The organism is Streptomyces sp. NPDC029956, from assembly GCF_055574655.1.
In genome coordinates, this window is record NZ_JBVHZJ010000019.1 from 55,616 (window position 1) to 78,843 (window position 23,228).

Consider the following 23,228-nt stretch of genomic DNA (forward strand, 5'->3'; position numbering starts at 1 on the left):
CCCCTCCTCTCTCCCCTCTCTCCCCCGGTGCACCCCCCCGCCCCCCCCCCGCCCCCGCCCCCCCCCCCCCCCCCCCCCCACCGGCATTTACGGGGGAGGGCAGCACCATGCAGCCCAGAGCGGCACCCGCGTGCCCGCCGACGGGCTCGGGCTACGGGGCGGCCACCTGCGCGGTGGGCGCCTCCTCTGCCGCGGGGTCGAGGTCGGCGGAGGGCGTGACCCACTCGACCAGCTGGACCACGACGCCGTTGGGGTCGGTCAGCTGGAACAGCCGCTCACCCCAGGGCTCTTCGCGCAGCGGCATCGTGAGGGGAGCGCCCTCGGCCCTCAGTCGGGCCTCTTCCGCCGCGAGGTCGGTGACGGTGAACGCCAGGATCAGGCCCGCGGCCTGCTGGTCGCGCTGCTCGGGCGGCAGGACGTCGGTGCCCCGCCGCAGCAGCACGATGTCGACGGCGGCGTCCTCGCGGGTCAGCGATGCGAAGCCGTCGGCGGCCATGGCCACCTGGTACCCGAGGTGCGTGGTGAGGAACTCCCGGGAGGCGTCCACGTCGGCGACGGTGAGGGAGAGGGTGGAGGCGGAGACGTTCACGGTGGCTCCTCGGAAAGCAGGTCAGCAGGTCAGCAGGTCAGCGGATCAGTGGATCAGCGGGTCGGGATGTCGGCGGGCGTACAGCCGAGTAGGCGAGCAGGTGACAGGCGTGCAGCCAGGTGGTCCGTAATCAGTACGTGCGGCGCGGCGCCTGGATCCGGTGACGCGCCCCGCCGCGGCCCGTGCGCGGCAGGTCGCGCAGCGGGGGGCGCCGGGTGACGGGCGCCGGCCCGGTGTCCTGGACCGCGCCGCGCTCGGTGGTGCCGACGGACGCGGTACCGACGGACGCGGTACCGAACGCGGCGCCGAGCGCGGTACGGATCGCGGCGAGATCTTGCTTCGGCATGCGCGGCCTCTTCCCCTTTGGCTCGTGGGCCGCCCTGTGATTCCACGGGGCGATTTTTGCGACGGACGTAACTTTACGCACGACCGCGCGAGTGCGTCAAGCATATTTTTACGTCGCATGTAAGATTCGCTCATGGGTATCGAGAGCATGGGACTTCGCGAGTCCAAGAAGCAGGAGACCAGGCAGCTGATCTCCGACCACGCCACCCGCCTCTTCATGGAGCAGGGCTTCGAGCAGACGACCATCGCCGAGATCGCCACGGCGGCCCGCGTCGCCAAGAAGACGGTCACCAACTACTTCCCGCGGAAGGAGGACCTGGCCCTCGACCACCACGAGGCGTTCATCGCGACCCTGGCCCGCGCGGTCGCCGACCGGGCCGCGGGCGAGTCGGCGCTCGGTGCGCTGCGGCGCGAGTTCGCCGCCGCGGTCGAGAAGTGCGATCCCGTCGCGGGCTTCGCCGGCCCGGAGTTCGCCCGCATGGTCGCCGAGAGTCCCACGCTGAGCACCCGCCTGCGCGAACTCCACGACCTGCGCGAGGAGGCCCTCGCCGAAGCCCTGGAGGCCGTCGCCCCCGACCAGGCCCCGGATATCGCCCCCCGGGCCGCCGCGGCGCTCCTCGGTGCCGCCCACCGCCTGCTGTTCCAGCGCATCCAGGAGCTCACCCTCGCCGGTGAGCCCGACGCCCGGATCGCGGCCACCGTGGCCCCGGAGGCGGCGTACGTCTTCGATCTCCTCGAAGCCGGCCTCCCCGCCGGGAAGGGCTGACCGCCCCGGACAACGTCGAAGGCCCCGCTGCAAGCAGCGGGGCCTTCGACATCGTGCCCGGTGAGGCACTGGCGGAGGATACGAGATTCGAACTCGTGAGGGGTTGCCCCCAACACGCTTTCCAAGCGTGCGCCCTAGGCCTCTAGGCGAATCCTCCGCGGCGAACATTACATGACCGGAGAGGGTGCTCGCGAACTCGATCCTGGTGGGGGGTGGTGAGGCGCCCGGCGACGTGTCCGGCGGGGTGCTCGGTGACGTCTTCTGTCGTGTTCGGTGACGTCTTCAGCGAGGTCTCGTGCTCTCTGTCCGGGGGCGCCCGGGGAGATACCTGGTGGGGCGCCCGGGGAGGTGCCCGGTGAGGGCTCCAGCCGCATGCCCGGTGGGTGTCCGGCAGGGAGTGAGGGGGCGCGGGGCTTCGGGGTGTTCGCCATCGGGTACTCTGGGCGAAGCCCCTCACGCGGTGCTATCTGACTGAACTCCCCCAGGGCCGGAAGGCAGCAAGGGTAGGTCGGCTCTGGCAGGTGCGTGGGGGGCGCTTGCGTTCCCCTGCGGGGCGGGGCAGAGGCAGGCCGGGCGGTCGGCAGCGGCAGAAGGTCACGGCAGCGCCTGGTGCAGTACCCCGGGGCCGTACCCGCAAGGCCTGCCCGGGGCAGTCGGCCCCGGCGACAGCCGCCCCCCGGGCACTGGACCCCGGTGGCGGGTTTTTCCCGGGTTGTCGGTGGGCGCCTATAACCTCGTACATGTGTCGTCTCTCGCGCTCTACCGCCGCTATCGCCCCGAGTCCTTCGCCGAGGTCATCGGGCAGGAGCATGTCACCGACCCGTTGCAGCAGGCCCTGCGGAACAACCGGGTCAATCACGCGTACCTGTTCAGCGGGCCCCGCGGCTGTGGCAAGACGACCAGTGCGCGCATTCTCGCGCGGTGTCTGAACTGCGAGCAGGGGCCCACGCCCACGCCCTGCGGGGAGTGCCAGTCCTGCCGTGACCTCGCGCGGAACGGGCCGGGGTCGATCGACGTCATCGAGATCGACGCCGCCTCGCACGGTGGTGTGGACGACGCCCGTGACCTGCGCGAGAAGGCCTTCTTCGGGCCCGCGTCGAGCCGGTACAAGATCTACATCATCGACGAGGCCCACATGGTCACCCCGGCGGGCTTCAACGCCCTGCTGAAGGTGGTCGAGGAGCCGCCGGAGCACCTCAAGTTCATCTTCGCCACGACCGAGCCGGAGAAGGTGATCGGGACGATCCGGTCCCGGACCCACCACTACCCCTTCCGGCTGGTCCCGCCCGGCACCCTGCGCGAGTACCTGCGCGACGTCTGCGGGCGCGAGGGCATCCCCGTCGAGGACGGCGTGCTTCCGCTCGTCGTGCGCGCCGGCGCCGGTTCCGTGCGTGACTCCATGTCCGTGATGGACCAGCTCCTCGCCGGAGCCGCCGCCGACGGTGTGACGTACGGCATGGCCACCTCCCTGCTCGGCTACACGGACGGCTCGCTGCTCGACGCGGTCGTGGAGGCCTTCGCCGCCGGTGACGGCGCTGCCGCGTTCGAGGTCGTCGACACGGTCATCGAGGGCGGCAACGACCCGCGCCGCTTCGTCGCCGACCTCCTGGAGCGGCTGCGCGACCTGGTGATCCTGGCCGCCGTGCCCGACGCCGCCGAGAAGGGGCTCATCGACGCCCCGTCCGACGTGATCGAGCGCATGCAGGCGCAGGCGTCCGTGTTCGGTGCCGCCGAGCTCAGCCGGGCCGCCGATCTGGTCAACACCGGTCTGACGGAGATGCGGGGAGCCACCTCGCCCCGGCTCCAGTTGGAGCTGATCTGCGCGCGCGTGCTGCTGCCCGCCGCCTTCGACGACGAGCGCTCCGTGCAGGCGCGCCTCGACCGGCTGGAGCGTGGTGCGGCCACCGGGCCCGCGCCCGTCTTCACGCCCGGAGCGCCCGCGCCCGCCATGGGGTACGTCCCCGGGCCCGACGCCCACACGCCGATGGCCCCGCCCCCGCCGGCCCCCGCACCTGCCCCCGCGCCCATGCCCGTACAGGCTCATGCGCAGGCCGCTCCGGCACCGGTCCCCGCACCCGAGCCGGTTCAGGCGCAGCCCTCCGCTCCCCGCCCCGGCGCCTGGCCCGGTGCCGCCACGCCCGGCGGCGGCGCTCCCGGCGCCTGGCCCGGCGCTTCCACGCCCGCGGCGGCCGCCACGCCGGCCGCGCCCGCTCCCGTCCACGCGCAGCCCGCGCCGCAGGCCCCCGCGCCCGCTCCCGTCGCCTCGGGCGGCGGCGGTGACACCGCCCAGGTGCGCAACCTCTGGCCGCAGATCCTCGACGCCGTGAAGAACCGGCGCCGCTTCACCTGGATCCTGCTCAGCCAGAACGCGCAGGTCGCGGGCTTCGACGGCACGACCCTCCAGCTCGGCTTCCTCAACGCCGGAGCCCGCGACAACTTCGCGAGCAGCGGCAGCGAGGACGTCCTGAAGCAGGCCCTCGCCGAGCAGTTCAACGTGAACTGGAAGGTCGAGGCGATCATCGACCCCTCGGGCGGCGCCTCGCCGCCGCCCGCCGCGACCGGCTTCGGCGGATCGGGCGGCACCGGAGGCTTCGGCCGCCCGCAGGCGTCCGCCGCCGCTCCCGCGCCGTCCTTCCAGCAGGCGCCGCCGTCCGCCCCCGTACAGCCGCAGGCGCAGTCCGTGCCCGCGTCCGCACCGGCGCCCTCCTCCTTCCAGCAGGCCCCGCCGCCCGCCCCCGCGCCCGCGTACACGCCGCCGGCTCCGCAGCCCGTGGCGCCCGAGGACGACGTGCCGGAGGAGGACGATCCGGACCTCGTCGACTCCGCCCTCTCCGGGCACGACCTGATCGTGCGCGAGCTCGGAGCCACGGTTGTGGAGGAATACACGAACGAGTAGGGGCGTCTCGTTCAGTGGCCCGCACAAGGGGCATCCCGGTCGTCGGGCTACTCTGGCTCGCGTGAAGGTCCTCGTCATCGGCGGCGGCGCCCGCGAACACGCCCTGTGCCGCTCTCTCTCCCTCGATCCCGACGTCACCGCTCTGCACTGCGCGCCCGGCAACGCCGGAATCGCGGAGGTCGCCGAGCTGCACCCCGTCGACCAGCTGGACGGCCACGCCGTCGCGCGCCTGGCCACCGAGCTCGGCGCCGGCCTGGTCGTCGTCGGCCCGGAGGCCCCGCTCGTCGCCGGTGTCGCCGACGCCGTCCGCGCGGTCGGCATCCCCGTCTTCGGCCCGTCGCGGGAAGCGGCGGAGCTGGAAGGCTCCAAGGCGTTCGCCAAGGACGTCATGGCCGGCGCGGGGGTGCCCACCGCCCGCAGCTACGTCTGCACGACCCCGGAGGAGATCGACGAGGCGCTCGACGCCTTCGGCGCTCCGTACGTCGTGAAGGACGACGGCCTCGCCGCCGGCAAGGGCGTCGTCGTCACCGACGACCTCGCGCAGGCCCGGGCCCACGCGCTCGCGTGCGACCGGGTGGTCATCGAGGAGTTCCTCGACGGCCCCGAGGTCTCCCTCTTCGCCATCACCGACGGCACCACCGTCCTCCCGCTCCAGCCCGCGCAGGACTTCAAGCGTGCGCTCGACGACGACGAGGGCCCGAACACCGGCGGCATGGGCGCCTACTCGCCGCTGCCCTGGGCCGACCCGAAGCTGGTCGAGGAGGTCCTCGCGACCGTCCTCCAGCCGACCGTCGACGAGCTGCGCCGCCGCGGCACGCCGTTCTCCGGCCTGCTGTACGCGGGTCTGGCGATCACCGGCCGCGGCGTCCGGGTCATCGAGTTCAACGCCCGCTTCGGCGACCCCGAGACCCAGGTCGTCCTGGCCCGGCTCCGCACCCCGCTGGCCGGTGTCCTGCTGAACTCCGCCAACGGCACCCTGGACGACCAGGCCCCGCTGAGCTGGAGCGACGAGGCCGCGGTCACCGTGGTCGTCGCCTCGCACAACTACCCGGAGACCCCGCGTACGGGCGACCCGATCGAGGGCCTCGACGAGGTCGCCGAGAAGGACGCCCCCCTCGCGTACGTCCTGCACGCCGGGACGAAGCGGGACGGCGACGCGATCGTCAGCGCGGGCGGCCGCGTCCTTTCGGTCACCGCGACCGGAACGGACCTGGCGCAGGCCCGCGAGCGTGCCTACGCGGCGGTCGGCCGTATCCGCCTTGACGGCTCCCAGCACCGCACCGACATCGCGCGGAAGGCCGCCGAGGCCTGACAGGGCCGCTGATTTCTCGTGCGGCCGTGCGGTGGATCGTACGGCCGCACGAAATCCATCACCTTTGCCCAAAGCCATACCTTCGAGTGACGGCTGGGCCATCCGCATGACGTCCGCCGAAGCCCCAACTAGGGTGCGGCGAAGGCGTTCCGGCACTTGGCCCACCGGCATTGCGATGTCGGTGGCGGGTGCCACAGTGGGGGAGTGAGCAACACCGCCACAGGCAGTCCCGACGTGGGCAGGAGGGGGTGATGTACGGCGTGTCCGGTACCGGTTCCGTTGTCGGCGAGGAGTGGGGAGCGCGCGCCGCGCGCTCCCGGGCCCTCGCCGTCCTCCGGGTCCGCGGCAGGGCGCTGGGCCTCGCGGTCCTGCCCGCCGCCGTGGCCGTCGTCCTCTACGCGGGCGGGGTCACCGGCCACTTCACCGGCTCCGGCTGGGACGCGGCCCGCTGGACGGTGACCGTCCTCGCGGTCGTCGTCCTGCTCGCCGCCACCGCCGTCGCCCTCGTCGTCGCCCGGGCCCGTCCGGCCGCCACACCGACGGTGGAGCTCTCCGAGACCGCCGCCCCCGACCTCTACCGGCTCGTCCGGGACCTGGCCGACCGGCTCGACGTCCCGGCGCCCGCCGCGATAGCCCTGACCCCGGACTGCGACAGCTGGCTCGAGGACCGCACGCACCGGGCCCACCGCGCGCTGCGCACACCGGGCGGCGACGGGGAGGGCGAAGGCGCCCCCGTCCTCGTCATAGGTTCGCCCTTCCTGTGGTGGATGCGCGTCGGCGAGCTCCGGGCGGTCCTCGCCCCCGTCGTCGCCGGTACGGGCCCTGCCGCACACCCCGACATAGCCGCGGCCCGCCGCTTCGTCCGGGGCCTGGACGCCGCCGTGGCCGTGCCGGAGACCCCCGGTCTCGACCCGGTCCGCCGCCTCGGCGCACACGGCGTCGGGCAGGTCGCCCGTGTCCTCCTCCGCGCCTGTCGCGGGCACGTCGCCGAGATGGAACGCGGGGTCGCCGCCGCCGGCTCGGAGCGCGCCCAGGCCGTGGACTACGGCGTACGGATCGTCGCCCAGGAGCAGGTCGGCCTGGCGTACGCGGGCTGGGACCGGCTCCTGACCCGAGTCGCGCTGCCGGCCTGGCGGATGGGCCGCTGGCCCGCCAAGCTCGACGCCGGTGTGGTCTCCGCCCTGACCGAGCTCTCCCGCCGCGACCGGCTCGCGGACGGCTTCTCCTCCCGGCTCGGCGAGCGCCCCGCCTGCGACCTCCTGGAGGAGCCGGGAGCGGTCGACGAGGCCACCTCGCTGCTCGCCGCCCGTCTCTTCCACGGCGGGCCGGCCGAGCCCGGCCCGGACTGGTCCCCGGTGGAGTGGAGCCAGTACCCGGAGGAGGTCGTCGACCGGAAGTGGCGCACCGACGCGGCCCGGCTGCACCGGGTCCTCGACGGCCTCGGACTGGCGGAGTCCGCCGCCGCGGGCGGGGGCGGTGAGGGCGTCTCCGACGGCCCGACCCTGACCCGGGTGATCGCCCACCTCTCCACGGAGCCGACGAAGCCCGTCGACTCCGATGCCGACTCCGATGCCGACTCCGCCGCTGACTCCGAAACCGCCGCTGACGCCGGTGCCGGTGCCGGCGTCGATGGGGCAGCCTTTGAGGACGTGCCCCGGGAGCACTCGTTCCCGGTGGACGACACCCCCATCACCGCCGCCGACACCGCTGCCGCCGACACCGGCATCGCCGCCGACGTCGACACCGTGTCCGCCACGGACCTCGACCGTGACCTCGGCCGTGACCTCGACCTCGGCACCGGGGACGACGAAGTCACCGGGGACGACGAAGTCACCGGGGACGACGAAGGCGACGAAGAGGCCGTCAACCCCGCCGCCGAGGCGCTCGCCGCCGCGCTCAGCGTGCTCCTCGCGCGTGAGGAGGCCGCCCGGGAGGCGCGCGTGGTCGCCACCGCCCTGACCGCCGAGGCGGCGGCCCGCGGCGCCGAGAAGGGCGCCGAGAAGAAGGACGACCGGCACTCCGGCACCGCGCCCCCCGTGGTCGTCAGCGGCCCGGACGGCCCGCTGCCGCTCTTCCCGCTCCAGCCGCCCCGCTCCGGACGCGACCTGCTCGCCGACCACGTCACCGCGATGGTCTGCTGCGCGGCCGTGGACACCGCCGAGGCAACCCCCGGTCTCGACTGGCTCGACGGTCCCGCGCTCCTCGTCGGCGGCGAGCGGGCGACGGACCTCGGCCCCCGCGTCCTCGCGCTCGTCGAGGAGGGCGACCCGGAGCCGCTGCGGGTCTGGCTGGCCCGCACGGGGGTGCGGGCCGAGAAGCCCGTACGCCTGGTCTGAAGCCGGTCCGAGCTGGTCTGAGGCCGGTCCGGTCTGAGGCCGGTCCGAGGCCGGTCCGAGGCCTCCGGGGAAGCCCTGGAGGCCGGCTGGAGACCACCCCCGTTTCGGAGCCCCGTCTTCCACTCTCGCCAATTCACGACGAACGGTGACGGAGTGCGTGCGTTATGTGATGTGCTGGAGACCGCCACTGACAGAGGCACGCACCAGGAGCCCGAACCAGAGGCACGAACCGGTACAAGCAGACAGGCACTGACCAGCCGACCCGGGGGAGTCGAGGGAGGGGCGCAGCATGGGGGCGGATCAGATCAGGCGGTGGGAGTCGGGTGCGCTGGCGCACGCCGTCACCGATCCGTTCGGCCAGGGCCCGCTGCCCTGGCTGCGCGGTTCCGAGAACTACTTCGACGACACCGGGCAGATGGTCCCCTGGTACGCGGACGAGATCCTGGCCCGGGGCGGCAGCGGCGGCCCGCGCACGGCCGACGACGTCCGGCGCCAGATCAAGGGTTTCGCCTCCGACGGAGCCGTGGCGCCGGGCGAGTCGATCGATTTCCACATCACGGTGGACCCGCCGCAGCAGTTCTCGGTCGACGTCTACCGGATCGGGCACTACGGCGGCGACGGCGCCGCGAAGATCACCACGAGCCCGCGGCTCTCCGGGATCGTCCAGCCGGCCCCGCTGACGGCCGACCGCACGGTCTCCTGCCACCACTGGTGGCAGTCCTGGCGGCTGCAGGTCCCCAGCTACTGGTCGATCGGGGCGTACGTCGCAGTCCTCACCACCGCCGACGGCTACCGCTCGCACATCCCCTTCACGGTCCGCGACAACCACCCGGCGGATCTGCTCCTCGTCCTCCCGGACGTGACCTGGCAGGCGTACAACCTCTATCCGGAGGACGGCCACACCGGCGCCAGCCTCTACCACGCCTGGGACGAGGAGGGCCGGCTGCTCGGCGAGCAGGACGCCGCCGTCACCGTCTCCTTCGACCGTCCGTACGCGGGCGCGGGGCTGCCGCTCCACGTCGGGCACGCGTACGACTTCATCCGCTGGGCCGAGCGCTATGGATACGACCTGGCGTACGCCGAGACCCGCGATCTGCACGCGGGCCGGGTCGACCCGAGCCGCTACCGGGGCCTGGTCTTCCCCGGGCACGACGAGTACTGGTCGGTGCCGATGCGCAAGACCGTCGAGCTCGCCCGCGACCAGGGCACGTCCCTGGTCTTCCTCTCCGCCAACACCATGTACTGGCAGGTGGAGCTGGGGCCTTCGCCGTCCGGGGTGCCGGACCGGCTCCTCACCTGCCGCAAGCGCCGCGGCCCCGGCCGGCCCGCGCTCTGGCGCGAGGTCGACCGGCCCGAGCAGCAGCTCCTCGGCATCCAGTACGCGGGCCGGGTGCCCGAACCGCACCCCCTGGTCGTACGGAACGCCGAGCACTGGCTCTGGGAGGCCACCGGCGCCGGTGACGGCGACGAGCTCCCCGGCCTGGTCGCGGGCGAGGCCGACCGCTACTTCCCGCGGACGGCGCTCCCCGAGCACCAGGGCCGCATCCTGCTCGCCCACTCGCCCTACCGCGATGGCGAGGGGGCGCTCCGGCATCAGGAGACGAGCCTCTACCGGGCGCCCTCGGGAGCCTGGGTCTTCGCGTCCGGCACCTTCGCCTGGTCGCCGTCGCTCGACCGGCCGGGCCATGTCGACGCCCGGGTCCAGCGCGCCACCGCGAACCTCCTCGACCGGATCTGCAAGAGGGACTGAGCGGGGGGTCACAGGGCCGGGCGGCCGGGGCCGCCCGGATGTGCGAGAGAATCGGACTCGCTCCTGGATCAACCTACGCGGAGGAACCGTGTCCGGATTCGTAGAAAAGCCCGAGCCCGTCCAGGTCCCGGGCCTCACCCATCTCCACACGGGCAAGGTGCGCGACCTGTACCGGAACGAGGACGGCGACCTCGTGATGGTGGCGAGCGACCGCATGTCCGCGTACGACTGGGTGCTGCCCACCGAGATCCCCGACAAGGGCCGGGTGCTCACCCAGCTCTCCCTGTGGTGGTTCGACCGGCTCTCCGACCTGGTCCCGCACCACGTCATCTCGACCGAGCTGCCGGCCGGCGCCCCCGCCGACTGGGCGGGCCGCACCACGGTCTGCAAGTCGCTGAACATGGTCCCGGTCGAGTGCGTGGCCCGCGGCTACCTCACCGGCTCCGGTCTCCTCGAGTACGACGAGTCCCGCACGGTCTGCGGCCTCGCGCTCCCCGAGGGGCTCAGCGACGGCTCCGAGCTGCCCGCCCCGATCTTCACCCCGGCCACCAAGGCCGCGGTCGGCGACCACGACGAGAACGTGTCGTACGAGGAGGTCGCCCGTCAGGTCGGCTCCGAGACGGCCGCGCTGCTGCGGCAGACGACCCTCGCCGTGTACAGCCGGGCCAGGGACATCGCCCGCGAGCGCGGGATCATCCTCGCGGACACCAAGTTCGAGTTCGGGTTCGACGGGGAGACGCTCGTCCTCGGCGACGAGGTCCTGACCCCGGACTCCTCGCGCTTCTGGCCGGCGGACCAGTGGGAGCCGGGCCGTGCCCAGCCCTCGTACGACAAGCAGTTCGTCCGGGACTGGCTGACCTCCCCGGCCTCCGGCTGGGACCGCAAGAGCGAGCAGCCCCCGCCGCCGCTCCCGCCGGAGATCGTGGCCGCCACGCGCGCCAAGTACCTGGAGGCGTACGAGCTGCTGACCGGCGAGTCCTGGTCCGACAGCTTCTGAGCCCCCGACGCGTGTGCCCCGAGGTGTGTGCCCGTTCCCCGGCGTACGCCTCGGGGCGCACCGCGGGAACGGAATGGAACGGGACACGAGAAAGCCCCCGGTCGATTCGACCGGGGGCTTCTTCATGGAGCGGACGACGAGATTCGAACTCGCGACCCTCACCTTGGCAAGGTGATGCTCTACCAACTGAGCCACGTCCGCATGCGCCTTGGCGCGGAGCTAACTATACCCAACCTTTCGCCTGCGCGAGACGCACCGCCGTGTGCCGGTTCTCGGCACCGAGCTTCGCGGCCGCCGACGAGAGGTAGTTGCGGACGGTTCCGGGGGAGAGTGACGCGCGCCGGGCGATCTCCGCGACGGGTGCGCCGTCGGCGGAGAACTCGAGGACCTCGGCCTCCCGAGCGGTCAGCGGGGAGTCCCCGGCGGCGATGGCGTCGGCTGCCAACTCCGGGTCCACGTAACGGTTTCCGGCGTGCACGGTACGGATGATCTCGGCGAGCCGCTGGGCGCTGACGGTCTTCGGGACGAAGCCGCGGACGCCGGCCGAGAGGGCCCGCTTGAGGTGTCCGGGGCGGCCGTGACCTGTCACGATCATGGTGCGGCAGCCGGGCAGTTCGTCCCGCAGGACTGTGGCGACCCTCACACCGTCCGCCCCCGGCATCTGCAGATCGAGGACCGCGACGTCGGGGCGATGGGCGCGGGCCATGGCGAGGGCCTCGGGCCCGGTCGCGGCCTCGGCGACGACGACGAGGTCGTCCTCGAGACCGAGCAGTGCGGCGACCGCGCCACGGATCAGATGCTCGTCGTCGGCGAGCAGCACGCGTACGCGCGCGGGTGCAGGAGTGGACGCGGGTACGGGTCCCGGCACAGGCGCGGCTCCGGGCGCGGTCATCGCCGCACCCCCGCCCGGGCCACCGGAATCCGGGCCGTCACGAGGAACGTACCGCCGTCGCCCGGCCCCGCTTCGAGGGTCCCGCCGACCGCGGCGAGCCGCTCCCGCAGCCCCACGAGCCCGGTGCCGGGCCCCGAGCCGGCGCCGACCCCCTTCGTCCCGCCGCTCGCGGTCCCGCCGCTCGCGCCGTCGTTCTCCACCGTCAACAGCACCGTGTCCTCCTTCTCCCGCACGGCGATGGCGCAGCGCCGCGCGTCCCCGTGTCGCAGTACGTTCGTCGTGGTCTCCCGGACCACCCACCCGAGCGCCGCCTGGACCTCGTCGGGCAGGTCGAGCGCAGGCCCCGGGGAGTCGACGGAGCAGTCGATCCCGGCCGCGTCGAGCACGCCCCGCGCGCCCTCCAGCTCCACCCGCAGGTCCGCCTCGCGGTAGCCGCGCACGACGTCCCGTACCTCTCGCTGGGACTCCTGCGCGATGCGCTGCACCTCGATCATCTGGTCGACCGCCTCGGGGCGTTCGCGCCGCGCGAGCTGGACGGCGAGCTCGCTCTTGAGGGCGATCACGGAGAGGTTCCGGCCGAGGATGTCGTGCAGGTCGCGCCCGAAGCGCAGCCGTTCCTCGGCGACGGCGAGCCGGGCCTGCACGTCGCGCGCCTCGCGCAGTTCGAAGACGACGCCGAGCACCCAGAGCGACAGCCGGACGGTGACGGCGAGCCAGCCGGTGAGGGAGACGGCGGTGAGCACGGACGCGATGCTCTGTTCCGCGCCCCGGCCGGTGAGAGGTACGAGGACCAGGAGGACCCCGGCGAGCAGGGCCTGGTGAAGAGCCACGGTCCGGCCGGGAAGGATCAGGCAGTGCCCGGCGAAGAAGGGCACGAGCGCCGCTCCGAGCATCGGAGGGAGCAGGTCCGTCAGGTCGGCGGTGGCCGCTTCGAGGAGGACGGCTCCGGCGGTCGCCGCCGCGACCGCCGCGGCGGGAAGCACTTCGCGCGGCGGGAGCACGGTCCCGGGCTTGAGGTAGGTGTCCATGGCGCGGCGCAGGAAGCGGTGGCAGAGAACCCCGTTGGCGAGGTTGAGCAGCGGGGCGACGACGACGAGGAGCAGCGGGGCCTCGTGCCGGATCGGCCGGATCAGGAGCAGGAGGCCGAGGACGAGGACGGCGGCCCACAGCAGCATGTACGCGGTGACGCGGGTGTAGAGGTCGACCTTGGCGAGGCCGCTCCGGCCGTTCCAGCTCTTCACGGGCCTCTTCACGTGCCTCTTCACGGGCGCGGGTCCGTCCTCTCTCGGTCTCGCGCCGGGTTCCTCAGCGCCGGGGTTCCCAGCGGAACCACCGCTGGACAGCAAACACCGAGACCACGGTCCAGGCCACCGTGACGGCCGCCGCGCCCAGCAGGTCTCCGGCTTCCACGCCGCCCGACCAGCCGGCCCGTACGAACGTCATGACCCCGGTCACCGGCAGCAGTTCGCAGACGGACGCGAGTCCGTCGGGAAGCATCGAGAGGGGGACGAAGAGCCCGGAGCCGAGGGAGGAGATCAGGACCAGCGGCAGCGCGGTGAGCTGGGCGCTCTCGGGGGTGCGGGTGACGGCCGAGGTGGCCGCGGCGACGGTGGTGAGCAGGATGCTGCCGAGGACGACGCCGGCGAGGAGCAGATCGGGCCGGGCGGGTACGGGCAGGTCGAGGACGGCGATGCCGCCGATGGTGAGGACGGCGCTCTGGGCGAGGACGAGCGTGGTGGCCGGCAGCGCGATCCCGGTCATGATCTCGGGGTCGGTCGGCTCTCCCGTGCGCAGCCGTTTGAGGACGAGGGCTTCGCGGCGGGCGGCGAAGGCGGCGACGAGGTTGCTGTAGACGCCGATGAGGAGGGCCATGCCGATGGCTCCGGTCACGGCGACCTCGGCGATGCTCGTGCCGGCCTTGCCGAGGTCGACGCTCTTCAGGGAGCTGCGGACCGCTTCCACCATGAGGAGGGGGACGAGGAGGGCGCCGAAGAGTGCGGTGCGGTTGCGGACGAGGAGCGTGAGCTCGGCCCGCCCGAGGGCGAGGAGCCGCTTGCGGGAGGGGAGCCGCCCTCGGAGCGGCGTTCGGGGAGGGAGCGGCGTATGCGAAGGACGTGGCGTACGCGACGGTCGTGGCGTACGCGAAGGAAGCTGTGCGCCGGGAGGGAGGGGTGCGCCGGGAGGGAGCGGCGTGGGCGGGGGGAGCTGGGCGGGGGAACTCATCGAACGGCCTCCGGTTCCGGGGTCCGGGCTTCTGTCACGGTGTCCGCCGCGGCGGCGATGTCGAGGAAGGCCTCTTCGAGCGAGGCGGAGCGGGCGTCGAGCCCGTCGAGCCGTACGCCCTCGTCCCGGGACCAGTCGAGCAGCGTGGCGAGGTCGTCCTGGAGGGATTCGGTACGGATCTCCACCCGCCCGCCGTCCTCGGCGGCCCGCAGTCGCAGCGGGAGCCGGGCGGCCGGGACCCCGGTGGGGAGGGTGAAGCGGATGCGGGCGGGCCGGGCGGCGGTGACCTCGGCCGGGGTGCCGGAGAGGACGATCTCCCCGCGGTGCATGATCGCGAGCCGGTCGGCCAGGGCTTCGGCCTCCTCCAGGTAGTGGGTGGTGAGCAGCACGGTGGTGCCGCCGTCACGGAGGGCGCGGACGAGTTCCCAGGTGTCGCGGCGGCCCTCGGCGTCGAGGCCGGTGGTGGGTTCGTCGAGGAAGAGGACCTCGGGGCGGCCGAGGAGGGCGAGGGCGAGGTCGAGCCGGCGTCGTTCGCCGCCGGAGAGCTGCTTGACCCGTACGTCCTCGCGTCCGGTGAGGCCGGTGGCGCCGAGTGCTTCGGCGGCGGGGCGGGCATGGGTGGTGCAGTCCGCCCACATCCGTAGGGTTTCGGCCACGGTCAGTTCGGAGGGGAAGCCGCCCTCCTGGAGCATCACGCCGATCCGGGGGCGGACGGCGGCCCGTTCGCGGTACGGGTCGTGGCCGAGGACGCGGACGGTGCCGGCGCTCGGGGCGGCGAGGCCTTCGAGGAGTTCGACGGTCGAGGTCTTCCCGGCGCCGTTGGTGCCGAGGAGGGCGAAGATCTCGCCGTGCGGGACGGTGAAGGAGATGCCGCGGACGGCCTCGAAGTCGCCCGAGTAGCCCCGGCGCAGGCCTTCCGCTTCGATCGCGTTGGTCATGTGTCCAGGTTTCCGGCGGCGGGGTCCGTCCGGCAGTGCGCGCTGTCACCACCCGCTTCTGACAAATGTCATGGGGCGGACCGGGGTTCGCCGGATCGCTCGCGATCAGGAGACACGACGAAGGCCCCGGTTCCAGAGAACCGGGGCCTTCGATCTGGAGCGGACGACGAGATTCGAACTCGCGACCCTCACCTTGGCAAGGTGATGCTCTACCAACTGAGCCACGTCCGCATTGCTGCCGCTCAGCTCTCACTGGGCGGTGCGAGCACCACTCTACCTGATGCACCGGAGTGCTTGGTCTTGCGATGCAGAGCGGGTGACAGGAATTGCACACTGCGCCTTCCCCCTGGAAGGGGGATGTTCTACTACTGAACTACACCCGCACGCTGCGTGAGGTGGGGCTTTGCGGCCTCGCCCCTCGGCGTGTTCCAGACTTTAGCGGATCATGGGGGGTGCAATGCAAATCGGCTCCGGCGCGCCGCGTCGGCGGCCGGGGGCCGGCCCGCTCAACTCGCGGCGCGGAAGGCCTCGTAGACCCGCTTCGGGATCCGGCCGCGGGCCGGCACCTCCATCTTGTTGGACTGCGCCCAGGCGCGGACCGCCGCCGGGTCGGGCGCGAGGGAGGTGTGGGTGTACGACTCCAGGGAGGCGCTCCGGCCGGTCACGGCCTTCGCCGGCAACTTGCGTCCGGCGGCGAGGTACGGGGCGAGTGCCTTGCGGAGTTTCTTTGCATTGGCAGCATTCAGGTCGATCTCGTACATCTTCCCGTCGAGGCCGAACGCGACCGTTTCAGCCGCTTCTCCGCCGTCCATGTCGTCGGAGATTGTGACCACCACACGCTGAGCCACGGATATCGGTCCTTTCCTGCGGTCGGTACCGCAGAGGGGGCGCTTGTGGCGCCTCTGACGTGCGGCGATGCCGACCGTACGGCTGTGCCGCGACAATGCTGATTTCTTCTCGATTCCTTTGTACAGCGGTGGGCGTCGCATTGTGAAGCCCTGGCAATTGTTTCAGCGTGTCCCGCCGCAATGAGGTCCGCAATATTTCACTGGAATTTTGCGTGGGTGTGCTCCCGTGGGGGCGTCGGTCGCGATCCCTGGCGGGGCGCCGCCCTGGCCTGGCTTTTGTAGGATCCTTCAGATCTCTACCCGCGTAGAATTTGGAGACAGGTACGCTGAGGGAACCGCCCACGCAACACACCACCGGGAGTGCCAGTGGCACGCGTCGTAGTCGACGTCATGCTCAAGCCGGAGATCCTCGACCCTCAGGGGCAGGCGGTGCAGCGTGCACTGCCCCGCCTGGGATTCGCCGGAATCGCCGACGTCCGTCAGGGGAAGCGTTTCGAGCTGGAGGTGGAGGGACCCGTCGACGACGCCGCCCTCGCCCGCATCCATGAGATGGCCGAGACCTTCCTTGCCAACACCGTGATCGAAGACTTCATCGTGAAGGTGGAGTCGTGACCGCACGCATCGGCGTCGTCACGTTCCCCGGAACGCTCGACGACCAGGACGCGCTGCGTGCCGCCCGCCTCGCGGGCGCCGAACCCGTATCGCTCTGGCACCGCGACAAGGACCTCAAGCAGGTCGACGCCGTGGTCCTGGCCGGCGGTTTCTCCTACGGCGACTACCTGCGGGCCGGAGCCATCTCCCGCTTCTCGCCGGTGATGGAGACGATCATCGAGCAGGCGAAGGCGGGCATGCCCGTCCTCGGTATCTGCAACGGCTTCCAGATCCTCACCGAGGCGCACCTGCTGCCGGGCGCGATGCTGCGCAACAACCACCTCCACTTCATCTGCCGCGACCAGAAGCTGCGGGTGGAGAACGCGGAGACCGCCTGGACCTCGGACTACACCGAGGGCCAGGAGATCGAGGTCCCGCTCAAGAACATGGACGGCCGGTACGTCGCCGACGAGCGGGTGCTCGACGAGCTCGAGGCCGAGGGGCGGGTCGCCTTCCGCTACCTGGACATGAACCCCAACGGCTCGCTGCGTGACATCGCGGGCATCACCAACGCCGCGGGCAACGTGGTCGGCCTCATGCCGCACCCCGAGCACGCCGTCGAGCCGCTCGTCGGCACGGGCAAGACGGACGGCCTCGGTTTCTTCACCTCGATCCTCAAGAAGCTGGTCAACGCCTGATGAGCCTCGACACCGTCAAGCACGCGAGCGAGACGCCGGACAGCGAGCAGCCCTGGAAGGAGCTCGGCCTCAAGGAGGACGAGTACGCGCGCATCCGCGAGATCCTCGGCCGCCGACCCACCGGCGCCGAGCTCGCCATGTACTCCGTCATGTGGTCCGAGCACTGCTCCTACAAGAGCAGCAAGGTCCACCTGAAGCAGTTCGGCGAGAAGGTCCCCGAGAACGACGCCATGCTCGTCGGCATCGGTGAGAACGCCGGCGTCGTCGACGTCGGCCAGGGGTACGCGGTCACCTTCAAGGTCGAGTCGCACAACCACCCCTCGTACATCGAGCCCTACCAGGGCGCGGCCACGGGCATCGGCGGCATCGTCCGCGACATCCTCGCCATGGGCGCCCGTCCGGTCGCGGTCGTCGACCCGCTGCGCTTCGGCGCGGCCGACCACCCCGACACCAAGCGCGTGCTGCCCGGTGTCGTCGCCGGCATCGGCGGCTACGGCAACTGCCTCGGCCTGCCGAACATCGGCGGCGAGGTCGTCTTCGACGAGTGCTACCAGGGCAACCCGCTGGTCAACGCCGGCTGCATCGGCGTGATGAAGCACGAGGACATCCACCTCGCCAAGGCCTCCGGCCCCGGCAACAAGGTGATCCTGTACGGCGCCCGCACGGGCGGCGACGGCATCGGCGGCGTCTCGGTCCTCGCGTCCGAGACCTTCGACGACACCAAGCCGACCAAGCGTCCGGCGGTCCAGGTCGGCGACCCCTTCCAGGAGAAGCTCCTCATCGAGTGCACCCTGGAGATCTTCAAGGAGAAGCTCGTCGCGGGCATCCAGGACCTCGGCGGCGCCGGGCTCTCCTGTGCCACGTCCGAGCTGGCCTCCGCGGGCTCCGGCGGCATGCACGTCGACCTCGAGAAGGTCCACCTGCGCGACGCCACGCTCTCGCCCGAGGAGATCCTCATGAGCGAGTCGCAGGAGCGCATGTGCGCGATCGTCGAACCGCAGCACGTCGACCGCTTCCTGGAGATCTGCGAGAAGTGGGACGTCATCGCGGTCGTCATCGGTGAGGTGACCGAGGGCGAGCGTCTGGAGATCTTCTGGCACGGCGAGCAGATCGTCGACGTGCCGCCGCGCTCCGTCGCCCACGAGGGCCCGACCTACCACCGGCCGTTCGCGCGTCCGGACTGGCAGGACGCGCTGCAGGCCGACGACGCCGGCAAGCTGCCCCGGCCGCAGACGGGCGAGGAGCTGAAGGACCAGGTCCTGAAGCTGGTCTCCTCCCCGAACCAGGCGTCGAAGTCCTGGATCACGGACCAGTACGACCGGTTCGTGCAGGGCAACACGGTCCTGGCACAGCCCGAGGACGCGGGCATGGTCCGTATCGACGAGGAGACCAACCTCGGCGTGGCCATGGCGACCGACGGCAACGGCCGGTACGCCAAGCTCGACCCGTACACGGGGGCGCAGCTCGCGCTGGCGGAGGCGTACCGCAACGTCGCCGCCTCCGGTGCGAAGCCGCTGGCCATCTCGGACTGCCTGAACTTCGGTTCGCCCGAGGACCCGGCCGTGATGTGGCAGTTCGCCGAGGCCACCCGTGGTCTCGCGGACGGCTGCCTCCAGCTCGGCACCCCGGTGACCGGCGGCAACGTCTCGCTCTACAACCAGACCGGTGAGGTCGCGATCCACCCGACGCCGGTCGTGGCCGTCCTCGGTGTGATCGACGACGTCAACCGCCGTACGCCGATCGCCTTCGCGGAAGAGGGCCAGCTCCTCTACCTGCTCGGCGACACGCGTGAGGAGTTCGGCGGCTCGGCCTGGTCCGAGGTCGTCCACCAGCACCTCGGCGGTCTGCCGCCGGCCGTGGACCTCGACCGGGAGAAGCTGCTCGGCGAGATCCTGATCTCGGCCTCGCGCGACGGCATGATCGACGCCGCGCACGACCTGTCCGACGGCGGTCTCGTCCAGGCGGTCGTCGAGTCCTGCCTGCGGGGCGGGAACGGCGCGCGCCTGGTCGTCCCGGAGGGCCTGGACGCGTTCACGTTCCTCTTCAGCGAGTCGGCGGGCCGTGCGGTCGTGGCCGTTCCGCGCAGCGAGGAGCTCCGCTTCACCGACATGTGCGGTGCGCGGGGCCTGCCGGCGGCGCGGATCGGTGTCGTCGACGGAGACGCCGTCGACGTCCAGGGTGAGTTCGCGCTCTCCCTGACGGAGCTGCGCACGGCGCACGAGGCGACGATTCCGGCCCTGCTGGCCTGATACGGAGCACCGGGGAAGCCCCTGTCCGGACCGAAAGGTCCGGGCGGGGGCTTTCGCGTTCTCCTCTTGCGAGTGATTACGTAATTACGTAATCTCAACGGTATGGAGCTGGAAGAGCGGGTCGCCGCGCTGGAACGGCGTATCGCGGCCCTGGAGAACGCGGCCGGAAGCACGGCCGAAGGCGCGGCAGGATGCACGGCCGAAAGCCCGGAGCGCCCCGCATCCGAGGCCACCGACAGCCCGCTCTGGGCCCTCGAAGGCCTCAAGGCGCAGCTCGCGGCGGACCCGGGGGACCGGGGCGAGGACGGTGCGGTCGTCTTCACCGGAACGGTCGGGCTGCCGACCCGGGAGCGGTACGAGTGGCAGTTCGGCGCCTTCACCGGGCAGCTGTTCGAGGAGGACTGGGCGGACGCCGCCGAGTCCTTCGCCGCGCTCGGTCATCCCGTACGGCTCCGTCTGCTGCGGGAGATCCTCGGCGGCCGGCGCACGGCCGCCGAACTGGCGGACCTGGAGGAGATCGGCACGACCGGCCAGATCTACCACCACCTGCGCCAGCTGACCGGCGCGGGATGGCTCAGGACCGTCGGACGCGGTCGCTACGAGGTCCCGGGAGCCCGGGTCGTCCCGCTCCTGGTGGTCCTCACCGCGGCCCGCCCGTAACCCACACCACGATCCACAGGGGGAAATCCGGATGTCCTCGCGCAAACTGGTGGCGGCTCTCCACCGCGTGCTCTGGCTGGCGTTCGTCGTCCAGGTGATCGCCTCGTTCGTCGTCGAACTGCCGTACCCGTACTGGGCGGGCTGGCTGCCCGTGATCGTCGCGATGCTCCTCGGCATCGGTCTCTCCCGGACCGCCCGCAGCCGGGTCATGGCCACGCCCCGCGCCACGGTCGAGGTGGACCCGCCGGTCACCGGCCTCTGGTCGGCGCTGAACAGCCCGGCGGACCGGACGCCCAGTCACGGCACCCACCAGCTGGGCCAGACGTACGCGATCGACATCACCCGGGAGGACGAGGCGCGGCCCCGCCCGGGCTTCGCGTGGCTGTGGCCGGTGGTCCGGCGAAGCGAGGACTTCCCGGCGTTCGACGCGCCGCTGCTCGCGGTCGCCGACGGGACCGTCGTGCACGCCGAGGACGGCCAGCGCGACCACCTCAGCCGCAGTTCGCTCCTCGGTGTCCTCTATCTGCTGCTGATCGAGTCCGGCGCGCGGAGCATCGGGGGAGCCCGCCGGATCACCGGGAACCACCTCGTCCTCGACCTCGGCGACGGTACGTACGCGATGTACGGGCATCTGAGGCGCGGCTCCCTCGCCGTCCGCCCGGGCGACCGGGTCACGGCCGGCCGGGAACTCGCCCGGTGCGGGAACTCGGGCAACTCCACCGAGCCGCACGTGCACTTCCAGCTGATGGACGGCCCGGACGTGGACACGGCGAGCGGCGTGCCGTTCACCTGGCGCGGTGTCGGCGTACCGAAGAACGGCGAGCGGTTCGAGGTGCCGCGCGACTCCGTCTACCCGGCCTGACCCCAGAAGGCGTCGGAGACGTCGATGTCCTCGACGCACTCGTCGATGTCGGAGATCTTGCCGCCGATGATGGTGAAGACGAGAGCGCCGTTCATCTCGATGCCCATGCCCTTGTCCTCGCGCGTGGCGTAGAACCGGTTCGCCGCCACGGCATGGCCGCGCCCGTCGACGGAGACGCTCTGCAGCTCGACCCGCATCTCGCCGCGGGTGAGTTCGAACATCTTCCGGTACATGTCGAGGACGTTGTCCCGGCCCTTGATGTGCCCGGATATCTGGCTCTCGCCGGGCGAGTGGTGCGTACAGTCCGCCGTCATCAGCTCGCCGACGGCCTCCATGTCTCCCTTGGTCCACGCGGCGAAGCCCCGGCGGATCAGGGCGGCGTCAGGGTGCTCAGCCATCGCTCATCGACCCCTCTCGGTCGAACGGGTGCGCTGCCGGAAGCCCTCCCCCTACCAGTCTCCGACTACCCTCGCCCCCATGCCACCGGCCAAGAAGCGCACCCGTCGCTACGACCCCGTCAGGACCAGGGCAGCCGTGCTCGCCCAGTTCGCCCATGTCCGGGAGGCGGTCGCGGCGCTCACGCCCGAGCAGCTCGACCGGCCGACCCGGCTGGGGGAGTGGACGGTACGGGACCTGGCGGCGCATCTGACGATGGTGCTCGCCTCGATGGCCCGGAAGCTCGGGGAGCCCGAGCCGGCCCACCGGGAGCTCACCCTGCTCGACTGGCCCCTGGCCACGGCGACGGAGGCGGCGAGCATCGACGAGGACACCCGGGCGATCGACACGGCCGATCTGCCGGCGCTGTTCGCGGAGACGGCCGCGCGGTACGAGGCGGCGCTCGCGGGCGTCTCCGACGAGCGGCTGGTCCCCACCCGCTTCGGCGCGATGACCGTGGGCGAGTTCCTCGTCACCAGGACCGTCGAGCTCGTCGTCCACACCGACGACCTCAACGCCGCGACCGGCGCCGGCGTCCCCTACGACCGGCAGGCCCTCGCCGCCTGCACCCGGCTGCTCGCCGACGCCCTCGCGGCGAAGGCACCGGGCGGGGCGGTCGAGGTGCGGATCCCGCCGTACGCGGTGGTGCAGTGCGTGGAGGGCCCCCGGCACACCCGGGGCACCCCGCCGAACGTGGTCGAGACCGACCCGCTGACCTGGATCCGCCTCGCGACCGGGCGGGCGGAATGGGCGACGGAGCTGGACGAGGCCCGGGTCGGCGCGAGCGGCGAACGGGCCGACCTGAAGGACCTCCTGCCCCTGATGGGCTGAGACGACCCGCCGGAACCGGCTCCGGCGGAACCGGAACCGGCCGCGGAACCGACTTCCGCCGCGGCCCGTCCCACCGTCATGCAGACGCCGACGCCGCGCACCCTCGCATCCGCCGCATCCGCCGCCGCCCTGGCCCTCCTCCTCGCCGCCTGCGGCACGGAGGGAGGCACCACGGGAGCGGGCTCCGGCTCCGGTTCCGACACCGTCTCCCCCGACCTGCCCGTCGCCGGTACCCACTGGACGATCGGCGCCGTCACGCTCGACGGCCGCAGGTCCGCCGCCCCGGACGGCGCCCGCGTCGAGTTCGGCGCGGACGGCCGCGCCCGCGGGAACAGCGGCTGCAACACCTTCGGCGCGACCGTCGCCGTGCAGGGGGACACCCTGACCGTCACCCCGCAGGAGATCACCGAGATGGGCTGTCCCGGGGACCGGCAGCGCTTCGAGACGGCGCTGGTGGAGGCCTTCACCGGCCCGCTCAAGGGGAAGCAGAAGGGCGAGGCCCTCACCCTGACCTCCCCGGACGGCCGCAACGGCCTGGAGCTGACCGCAGAGGCGGACCTCCCGCTGCGCGGCACCACCTGGAAGATCGACGGGCTGATCTCGGGGGACACCGCGTCCTCGCTGCCCGCCGGCAGCGGCGAGAAGGCCCGTCTCGTGCTCGGCGCGGACGGCCGGGTCACCGGGAACCTGGGCTGCAACAACTTCTCCGCGACCGCCCGTGTCGAGGGGAAGACGCTCACGATCGAGGGCCCGGCGGCGACCACCCGGATGATGTGCACCGGCCCGCAGATGCAGCTGGAGACCCGGTTGTACGAGCTCCTCGACGGTCCGTTGACCTATCGCCTGGACCACCGGTCGCTGACCCTCGCCAATGCCGAGGGCGAGGGCCTGGGGGCGACAGCGGCCAGCGGGGCGAAGGCGACCCCCGGCGCGACTGGCTGATCCTCCGAGGGTGCGGGCGGAACGGAGGGCCAAGAGCCCCCGGCGTCCCGGTGAACGACCCTCTCCAG

At 72.3% G+C, this 23,228-nt stretch carries 21 protein-coding genes, 4 tRNA genes and 1 other RNA gene; 14 read left to right on the forward strand and 12 right to left on the reverse strand.

All coding sequences use genetic code 11. The features are described 5' to 3' along the window. Positions 1-151 precede the first annotated feature (151 nt). Positions 152-589 carry a VOC family protein gene (locus ACZ4XX_RS17655; RefSeq protein ID WP_468508797.1) on the reverse strand — a complete coding sequence of 146 codons (438 nt, stop codon included), beginning with the start codon at positions 587-589 and terminating at the stop codon, positions 152-154. Positions 590-719: 130 nt separating this feature from the next. Next, a complete protein-coding gene (locus ACZ4XX_RS17660) occupies positions 720-935 on the reverse strand; it encodes a hypothetical protein (protein ID WP_468508798.1) in 216 nt (71 codons plus the stop codon). 132 nt (positions 936-1,067) lie between these two features. Between ACZ4XX_RS17660 and ACZ4XX_RS17665 the strand changes: the two genes are divergently transcribed. After that, the gene (locus tag ACZ4XX_RS17665; RefSeq protein ID WP_468508799.1) at positions 1,068-1,700 is read left to right on the forward strand and encodes a TetR/AcrR family transcriptional regulator; all 633 of its coding nucleotides are present in this window, start codon (positions 1,068-1,070) and stop codon (positions 1,698-1,700) included. A gap of 69 nt (positions 1,701-1,769) precedes the next feature. On the opposite strand, the gene ACZ4XX_RS17670 is transcribed toward ACZ4XX_RS17665, so the two are convergent. Further along, a tRNA-Ser gene (locus tag ACZ4XX_RS17670) sits at positions 1,770-1,857 on the reverse strand. 287 nt (positions 1,858-2,144) lie between these two features. Between ACZ4XX_RS17670 and ffs the strand changes: the two genes are divergently transcribed. The 6 genes from ffs (at position 2,145) to ACZ4XX_RS17700 (ending at position 10,991) form a co-directional block, all read left to right on the forward strand. Next, an RNA gene (gene ffs / locus ACZ4XX_RS17675) (signal recognition particle sRNA small type) lies at positions 2,145-2,243 on the forward strand. 199 nt (positions 2,244-2,442) lie between these two features. Then, the gene (locus ACZ4XX_RS17680; RefSeq protein ID WP_468508800.1) at positions 2,443-4,596 is read left to right on the forward strand and encodes a DNA polymerase III subunit gamma and tau; all 2,154 of its coding nucleotides are present in this window, start codon (positions 2,443-2,445) and stop codon (positions 4,594-4,596) included. A 61-nt stretch (positions 4,597-4,657) separates the two neighbouring features. Then, the gene (gene purD / locus ACZ4XX_RS17685; RefSeq protein WP_468508801.1) at positions 4,658-5,908 is read left to right on the forward strand and encodes a phosphoribosylamine--glycine ligase; all 1,251 of its coding nucleotides are present in this window, start codon (positions 4,658-4,660) and stop codon (positions 5,906-5,908) included. A gap of 251 nt (positions 5,909-6,159) precedes the next feature. Further along, positions 6,160-8,244 carry a M48 family metalloprotease gene (locus ACZ4XX_RS17690; protein WP_468508802.1) on the forward strand — a complete coding sequence of 695 codons (2,085 nt, stop codon included), beginning with the start codon at positions 6,160-6,162 and terminating at the stop codon, positions 8,242-8,244. A gap of 289 nt (positions 8,245-8,533) precedes the next feature. Then, positions 8,534-9,994 carry a N,N-dimethylformamidase beta subunit family domain-containing protein gene (locus ACZ4XX_RS17695; protein ID WP_468508803.1) on the forward strand — a complete coding sequence of 487 codons (1,461 nt, stop codon included), beginning with the start codon at positions 8,534-8,536 and terminating at the stop codon, positions 9,992-9,994. Between the two features lie 88 nt (positions 9,995-10,082). After that, positions 10,083-10,991, forward strand: coding sequence for a phosphoribosylaminoimidazolesuccinocarboxamide synthase (locus tag ACZ4XX_RS17700; protein WP_468508804.1), 909 nt, complete (start codon positions 10,083-10,085; stop codon positions 10,989-10,991). Between the two features lie 125 nt (positions 10,992-11,116). On the opposite strand, the gene ACZ4XX_RS17705 is transcribed toward ACZ4XX_RS17700, so the two are convergent. From ACZ4XX_RS17705 to ACZ4XX_RS17740, 8 genes are all read right to left on the reverse strand, one after another. Further along, positions 11,117-11,192: transfer RNA gene (locus ACZ4XX_RS17705), tRNA-Gly, on the reverse strand. Positions 11,193-11,214: 22 nt separating this feature from the next. After that, on the reverse strand, positions 11,215-11,883 hold the full coding sequence (locus tag ACZ4XX_RS17710) for a response regulator (RefSeq protein ID WP_468508805.1): 669 nt from the start codon (positions 11,881-11,883) through the stop codon (positions 11,215-11,217). Beyond that, the gene (locus ACZ4XX_RS17715) at positions 11,880-13,136 is read right to left on the reverse strand and encodes a sensor histidine kinase (RefSeq protein WP_468508806.1); all 1,257 of its coding nucleotides are present in this window, start codon (positions 13,134-13,136) and stop codon (positions 11,880-11,882) included. The genes ACZ4XX_RS17710 and ACZ4XX_RS17715 overlap by 4 nt, the downstream gene beginning before the upstream one ends. Positions 13,137-13,188: 52 nt before the next feature. After that, positions 13,189-14,106, reverse strand: coding sequence for an ABC transporter permease (locus tag ACZ4XX_RS17720; protein WP_468508807.1), 918 nt, complete (start codon positions 14,104-14,106; stop codon positions 13,189-13,191). Then, positions 14,103-15,044 (reverse strand): ABC transporter ATP-binding protein, encoded by a 942-nt coding sequence (locus ACZ4XX_RS17725; RefSeq protein WP_468508808.1) that lies wholly within the window; start codon positions 15,042-15,044, stop codon positions 14,103-14,105. The genes ACZ4XX_RS17720 and ACZ4XX_RS17725 overlap by 4 nt, the downstream gene beginning before the upstream one ends. Positions 15,045-15,199: 155 nt before the next feature. Next, a tRNA-Gly gene (locus tag ACZ4XX_RS17730) sits at positions 15,200-15,275 on the reverse strand. A gap of 80 nt (positions 15,276-15,355) precedes the next feature. Continuing rightward, positions 15,356-15,427 (reverse strand) — tRNA-Gly (locus tag ACZ4XX_RS17735). Positions 15,428-15,550: 123 nt separating this feature from the next. Continuing rightward, entirely contained in the window at positions 15,551-15,892 is a 342-nt protein-coding gene (locus ACZ4XX_RS17740; protein WP_030318247.1) for a histone-like nucleoid-structuring protein Lsr2, read from the reverse strand. A gap of 366 nt (positions 15,893-16,258) precedes the next feature. Here ACZ4XX_RS17740 and purS point away from each other — a divergent pair, with 366 nt between their 5' ends. The 5 genes from purS to ACZ4XX_RS17765 all read left to right on the forward strand — a co-directional run bounded on the left by purS (position 16,259) and on the right by ACZ4XX_RS17765 (position 20,952). Further along, positions 16,259-16,504, forward strand: coding sequence for a phosphoribosylformylglycinamidine synthase subunit PurS (gene purS, locus ACZ4XX_RS17745; RefSeq protein ID WP_017240564.1), 246 nt, complete (start codon positions 16,259-16,261; stop codon positions 16,502-16,504). Then, on the forward strand, positions 16,501-17,181 hold the full coding sequence (gene purQ, locus ACZ4XX_RS17750; RefSeq protein WP_015035033.1) for a phosphoribosylformylglycinamidine synthase subunit PurQ: 681 nt from the start codon (positions 16,501-16,503) through the stop codon (positions 17,179-17,181). The genes purS and purQ overlap by 4 nt, the downstream gene beginning before the upstream one ends. Continuing rightward, complete coding sequence (purL, locus tag ACZ4XX_RS17755; protein WP_468508809.1) at positions 17,181-19,430, forward strand: phosphoribosylformylglycinamidine synthase subunit PurL; 2,250 nt, start codon at positions 17,181-17,183, stop codon at positions 19,428-19,430. The genes purQ and purL overlap by 1 nt, the downstream gene beginning before the upstream one ends. Positions 19,431-19,532: 102 nt before the next feature. Continuing rightward, positions 19,533-20,090, forward strand: coding sequence for an ArsR/SmtB family transcription factor (locus tag ACZ4XX_RS17760; RefSeq protein ID WP_468508810.1), 558 nt, complete (start codon positions 19,533-19,535; stop codon positions 20,088-20,090). Between the two features lie 31 nt (positions 20,091-20,121). Continuing rightward, positions 20,122-20,952, forward strand: a complete 831-nt coding sequence (locus ACZ4XX_RS17765; protein WP_468508811.1) for a M23 family metallopeptidase — start codon at positions 20,122-20,124, stop codon at positions 20,950-20,952. Here the strand turns inward: ACZ4XX_RS17765 and ACZ4XX_RS17770 are convergent. Next, a complete protein-coding gene (locus tag ACZ4XX_RS17770; RefSeq protein WP_468508812.1) occupies positions 20,940-21,350 on the reverse strand; it encodes a nuclear transport factor 2 family protein in 411 nt (136 codons plus the stop codon). The genes ACZ4XX_RS17765 and ACZ4XX_RS17770 overlap by 13 nt on opposite strands. Positions 21,351-21,429: 79 nt before the next feature. Here ACZ4XX_RS17770 and ACZ4XX_RS17775 point away from each other — a divergent pair, with 79 nt between their 5' ends. Both ACZ4XX_RS17775 and ACZ4XX_RS17780 read left to right on the forward strand, forming a co-directional pair. Further along, entirely contained in the window at positions 21,430-22,218 is a 789-nt protein-coding gene (locus ACZ4XX_RS17775; RefSeq protein ID WP_468508813.1) for a maleylpyruvate isomerase family mycothiol-dependent enzyme, read from the forward strand. Between the two features lie 78 nt (positions 22,219-22,296). Then, positions 22,297-23,160: an META domain-containing protein gene (locus ACZ4XX_RS17780; protein ID WP_468508814.1), complete on the forward strand. Its 864-nt coding sequence runs from the start codon at positions 22,297-22,299 to the stop codon at positions 23,158-23,160. Positions 23,161-23,228: the final 68 nt, after the last annotated feature.

What these genes read in the sequence shown, in the direction of transcription:
- ACZ4XX_RS17660 (WP_468508798.1), bottom strand. Translation starts at nt 935, where the DNA reads ATGCCGAAGCAAGATCTCGCCGCGATCCGTACCGCGCTCGGCGCCGCG.
- ACZ4XX_RS17765 (WP_468508811.1), top strand. Translation starts at nt 20,122, where the DNA reads ATGTCCTCGCGCAAACTGGTGGCGGCTCTCCACCGCGTGCTCTGGCTG.
- ACZ4XX_RS17695 (WP_468508803.1), top strand. Translation starts at nt 8,534, where the DNA reads ATGGGGGCGGATCAGATCAGGCGGTGGGAGTCGGGTGCGCTGGCGCAC.
- ACZ4XX_RS17780 (WP_468508814.1), top strand. Translation starts at nt 22,297, where the DNA reads ATGCAGACGCCGACGCCGCGCACCCTCGCATCCGCCGCATCCGCCGCC.
- purL (WP_468508809.1), top strand. Translation starts at nt 17,181, where the DNA reads ATGAGCCTCGACACCGTCAAGCACGCGAGCGAGACGCCGGACAGCGAG.
- ACZ4XX_RS17710 (WP_468508805.1), bottom strand. Translation starts at nt 11,883, where the DNA reads ATGACCGCGCCCGGAGCCGCGCCTGTGCCGGGACCCGTACCCGCGTCC.
- ACZ4XX_RS17690 (WP_468508802.1), top strand. Translation starts at nt 6,160, where the DNA reads ATGTACGGCGTGTCCGGTACCGGTTCCGTTGTCGGCGAGGAGTGGGGA.
- ACZ4XX_RS17725 (WP_468508808.1), bottom strand. Translation starts at nt 15,044, where the DNA reads ATGACCAACGCGATCGAAGCGGAAGGCCTGCGCCGGGGCTACTCGGGC.
- ACZ4XX_RS17720 (WP_468508807.1), bottom strand. Translation starts at nt 14,106, where the DNA reads ATGAGTTCCCCCGCCCAGCTCCCCCCGCCCACGCCGCTCCCTCCCGGC.
- ACZ4XX_RS17665 (WP_468508799.1), top strand. Translation starts at nt 1,068, where the DNA reads ATGGGTATCGAGAGCATGGGACTTCGCGAGTCCAAGAAGCAGGAGACC.
- ACZ4XX_RS17760 (WP_468508810.1), top strand. Translation starts at nt 19,533, where the DNA reads ATGGAGCTGGAAGAGCGGGTCGCCGCGCTGGAACGGCGTATCGCGGCC.
- ACZ4XX_RS17775 (WP_468508813.1), top strand. Translation starts at nt 21,430, where the DNA reads ATGCCACCGGCCAAGAAGCGCACCCGTCGCTACGACCCCGTCAGGACC.
- ACZ4XX_RS17770 (WP_468508812.1), bottom strand. Translation starts at nt 21,350, where the DNA reads ATGGCTGAGCACCCTGACGCCGCCCTGATCCGCCGGGGCTTCGCCGCG.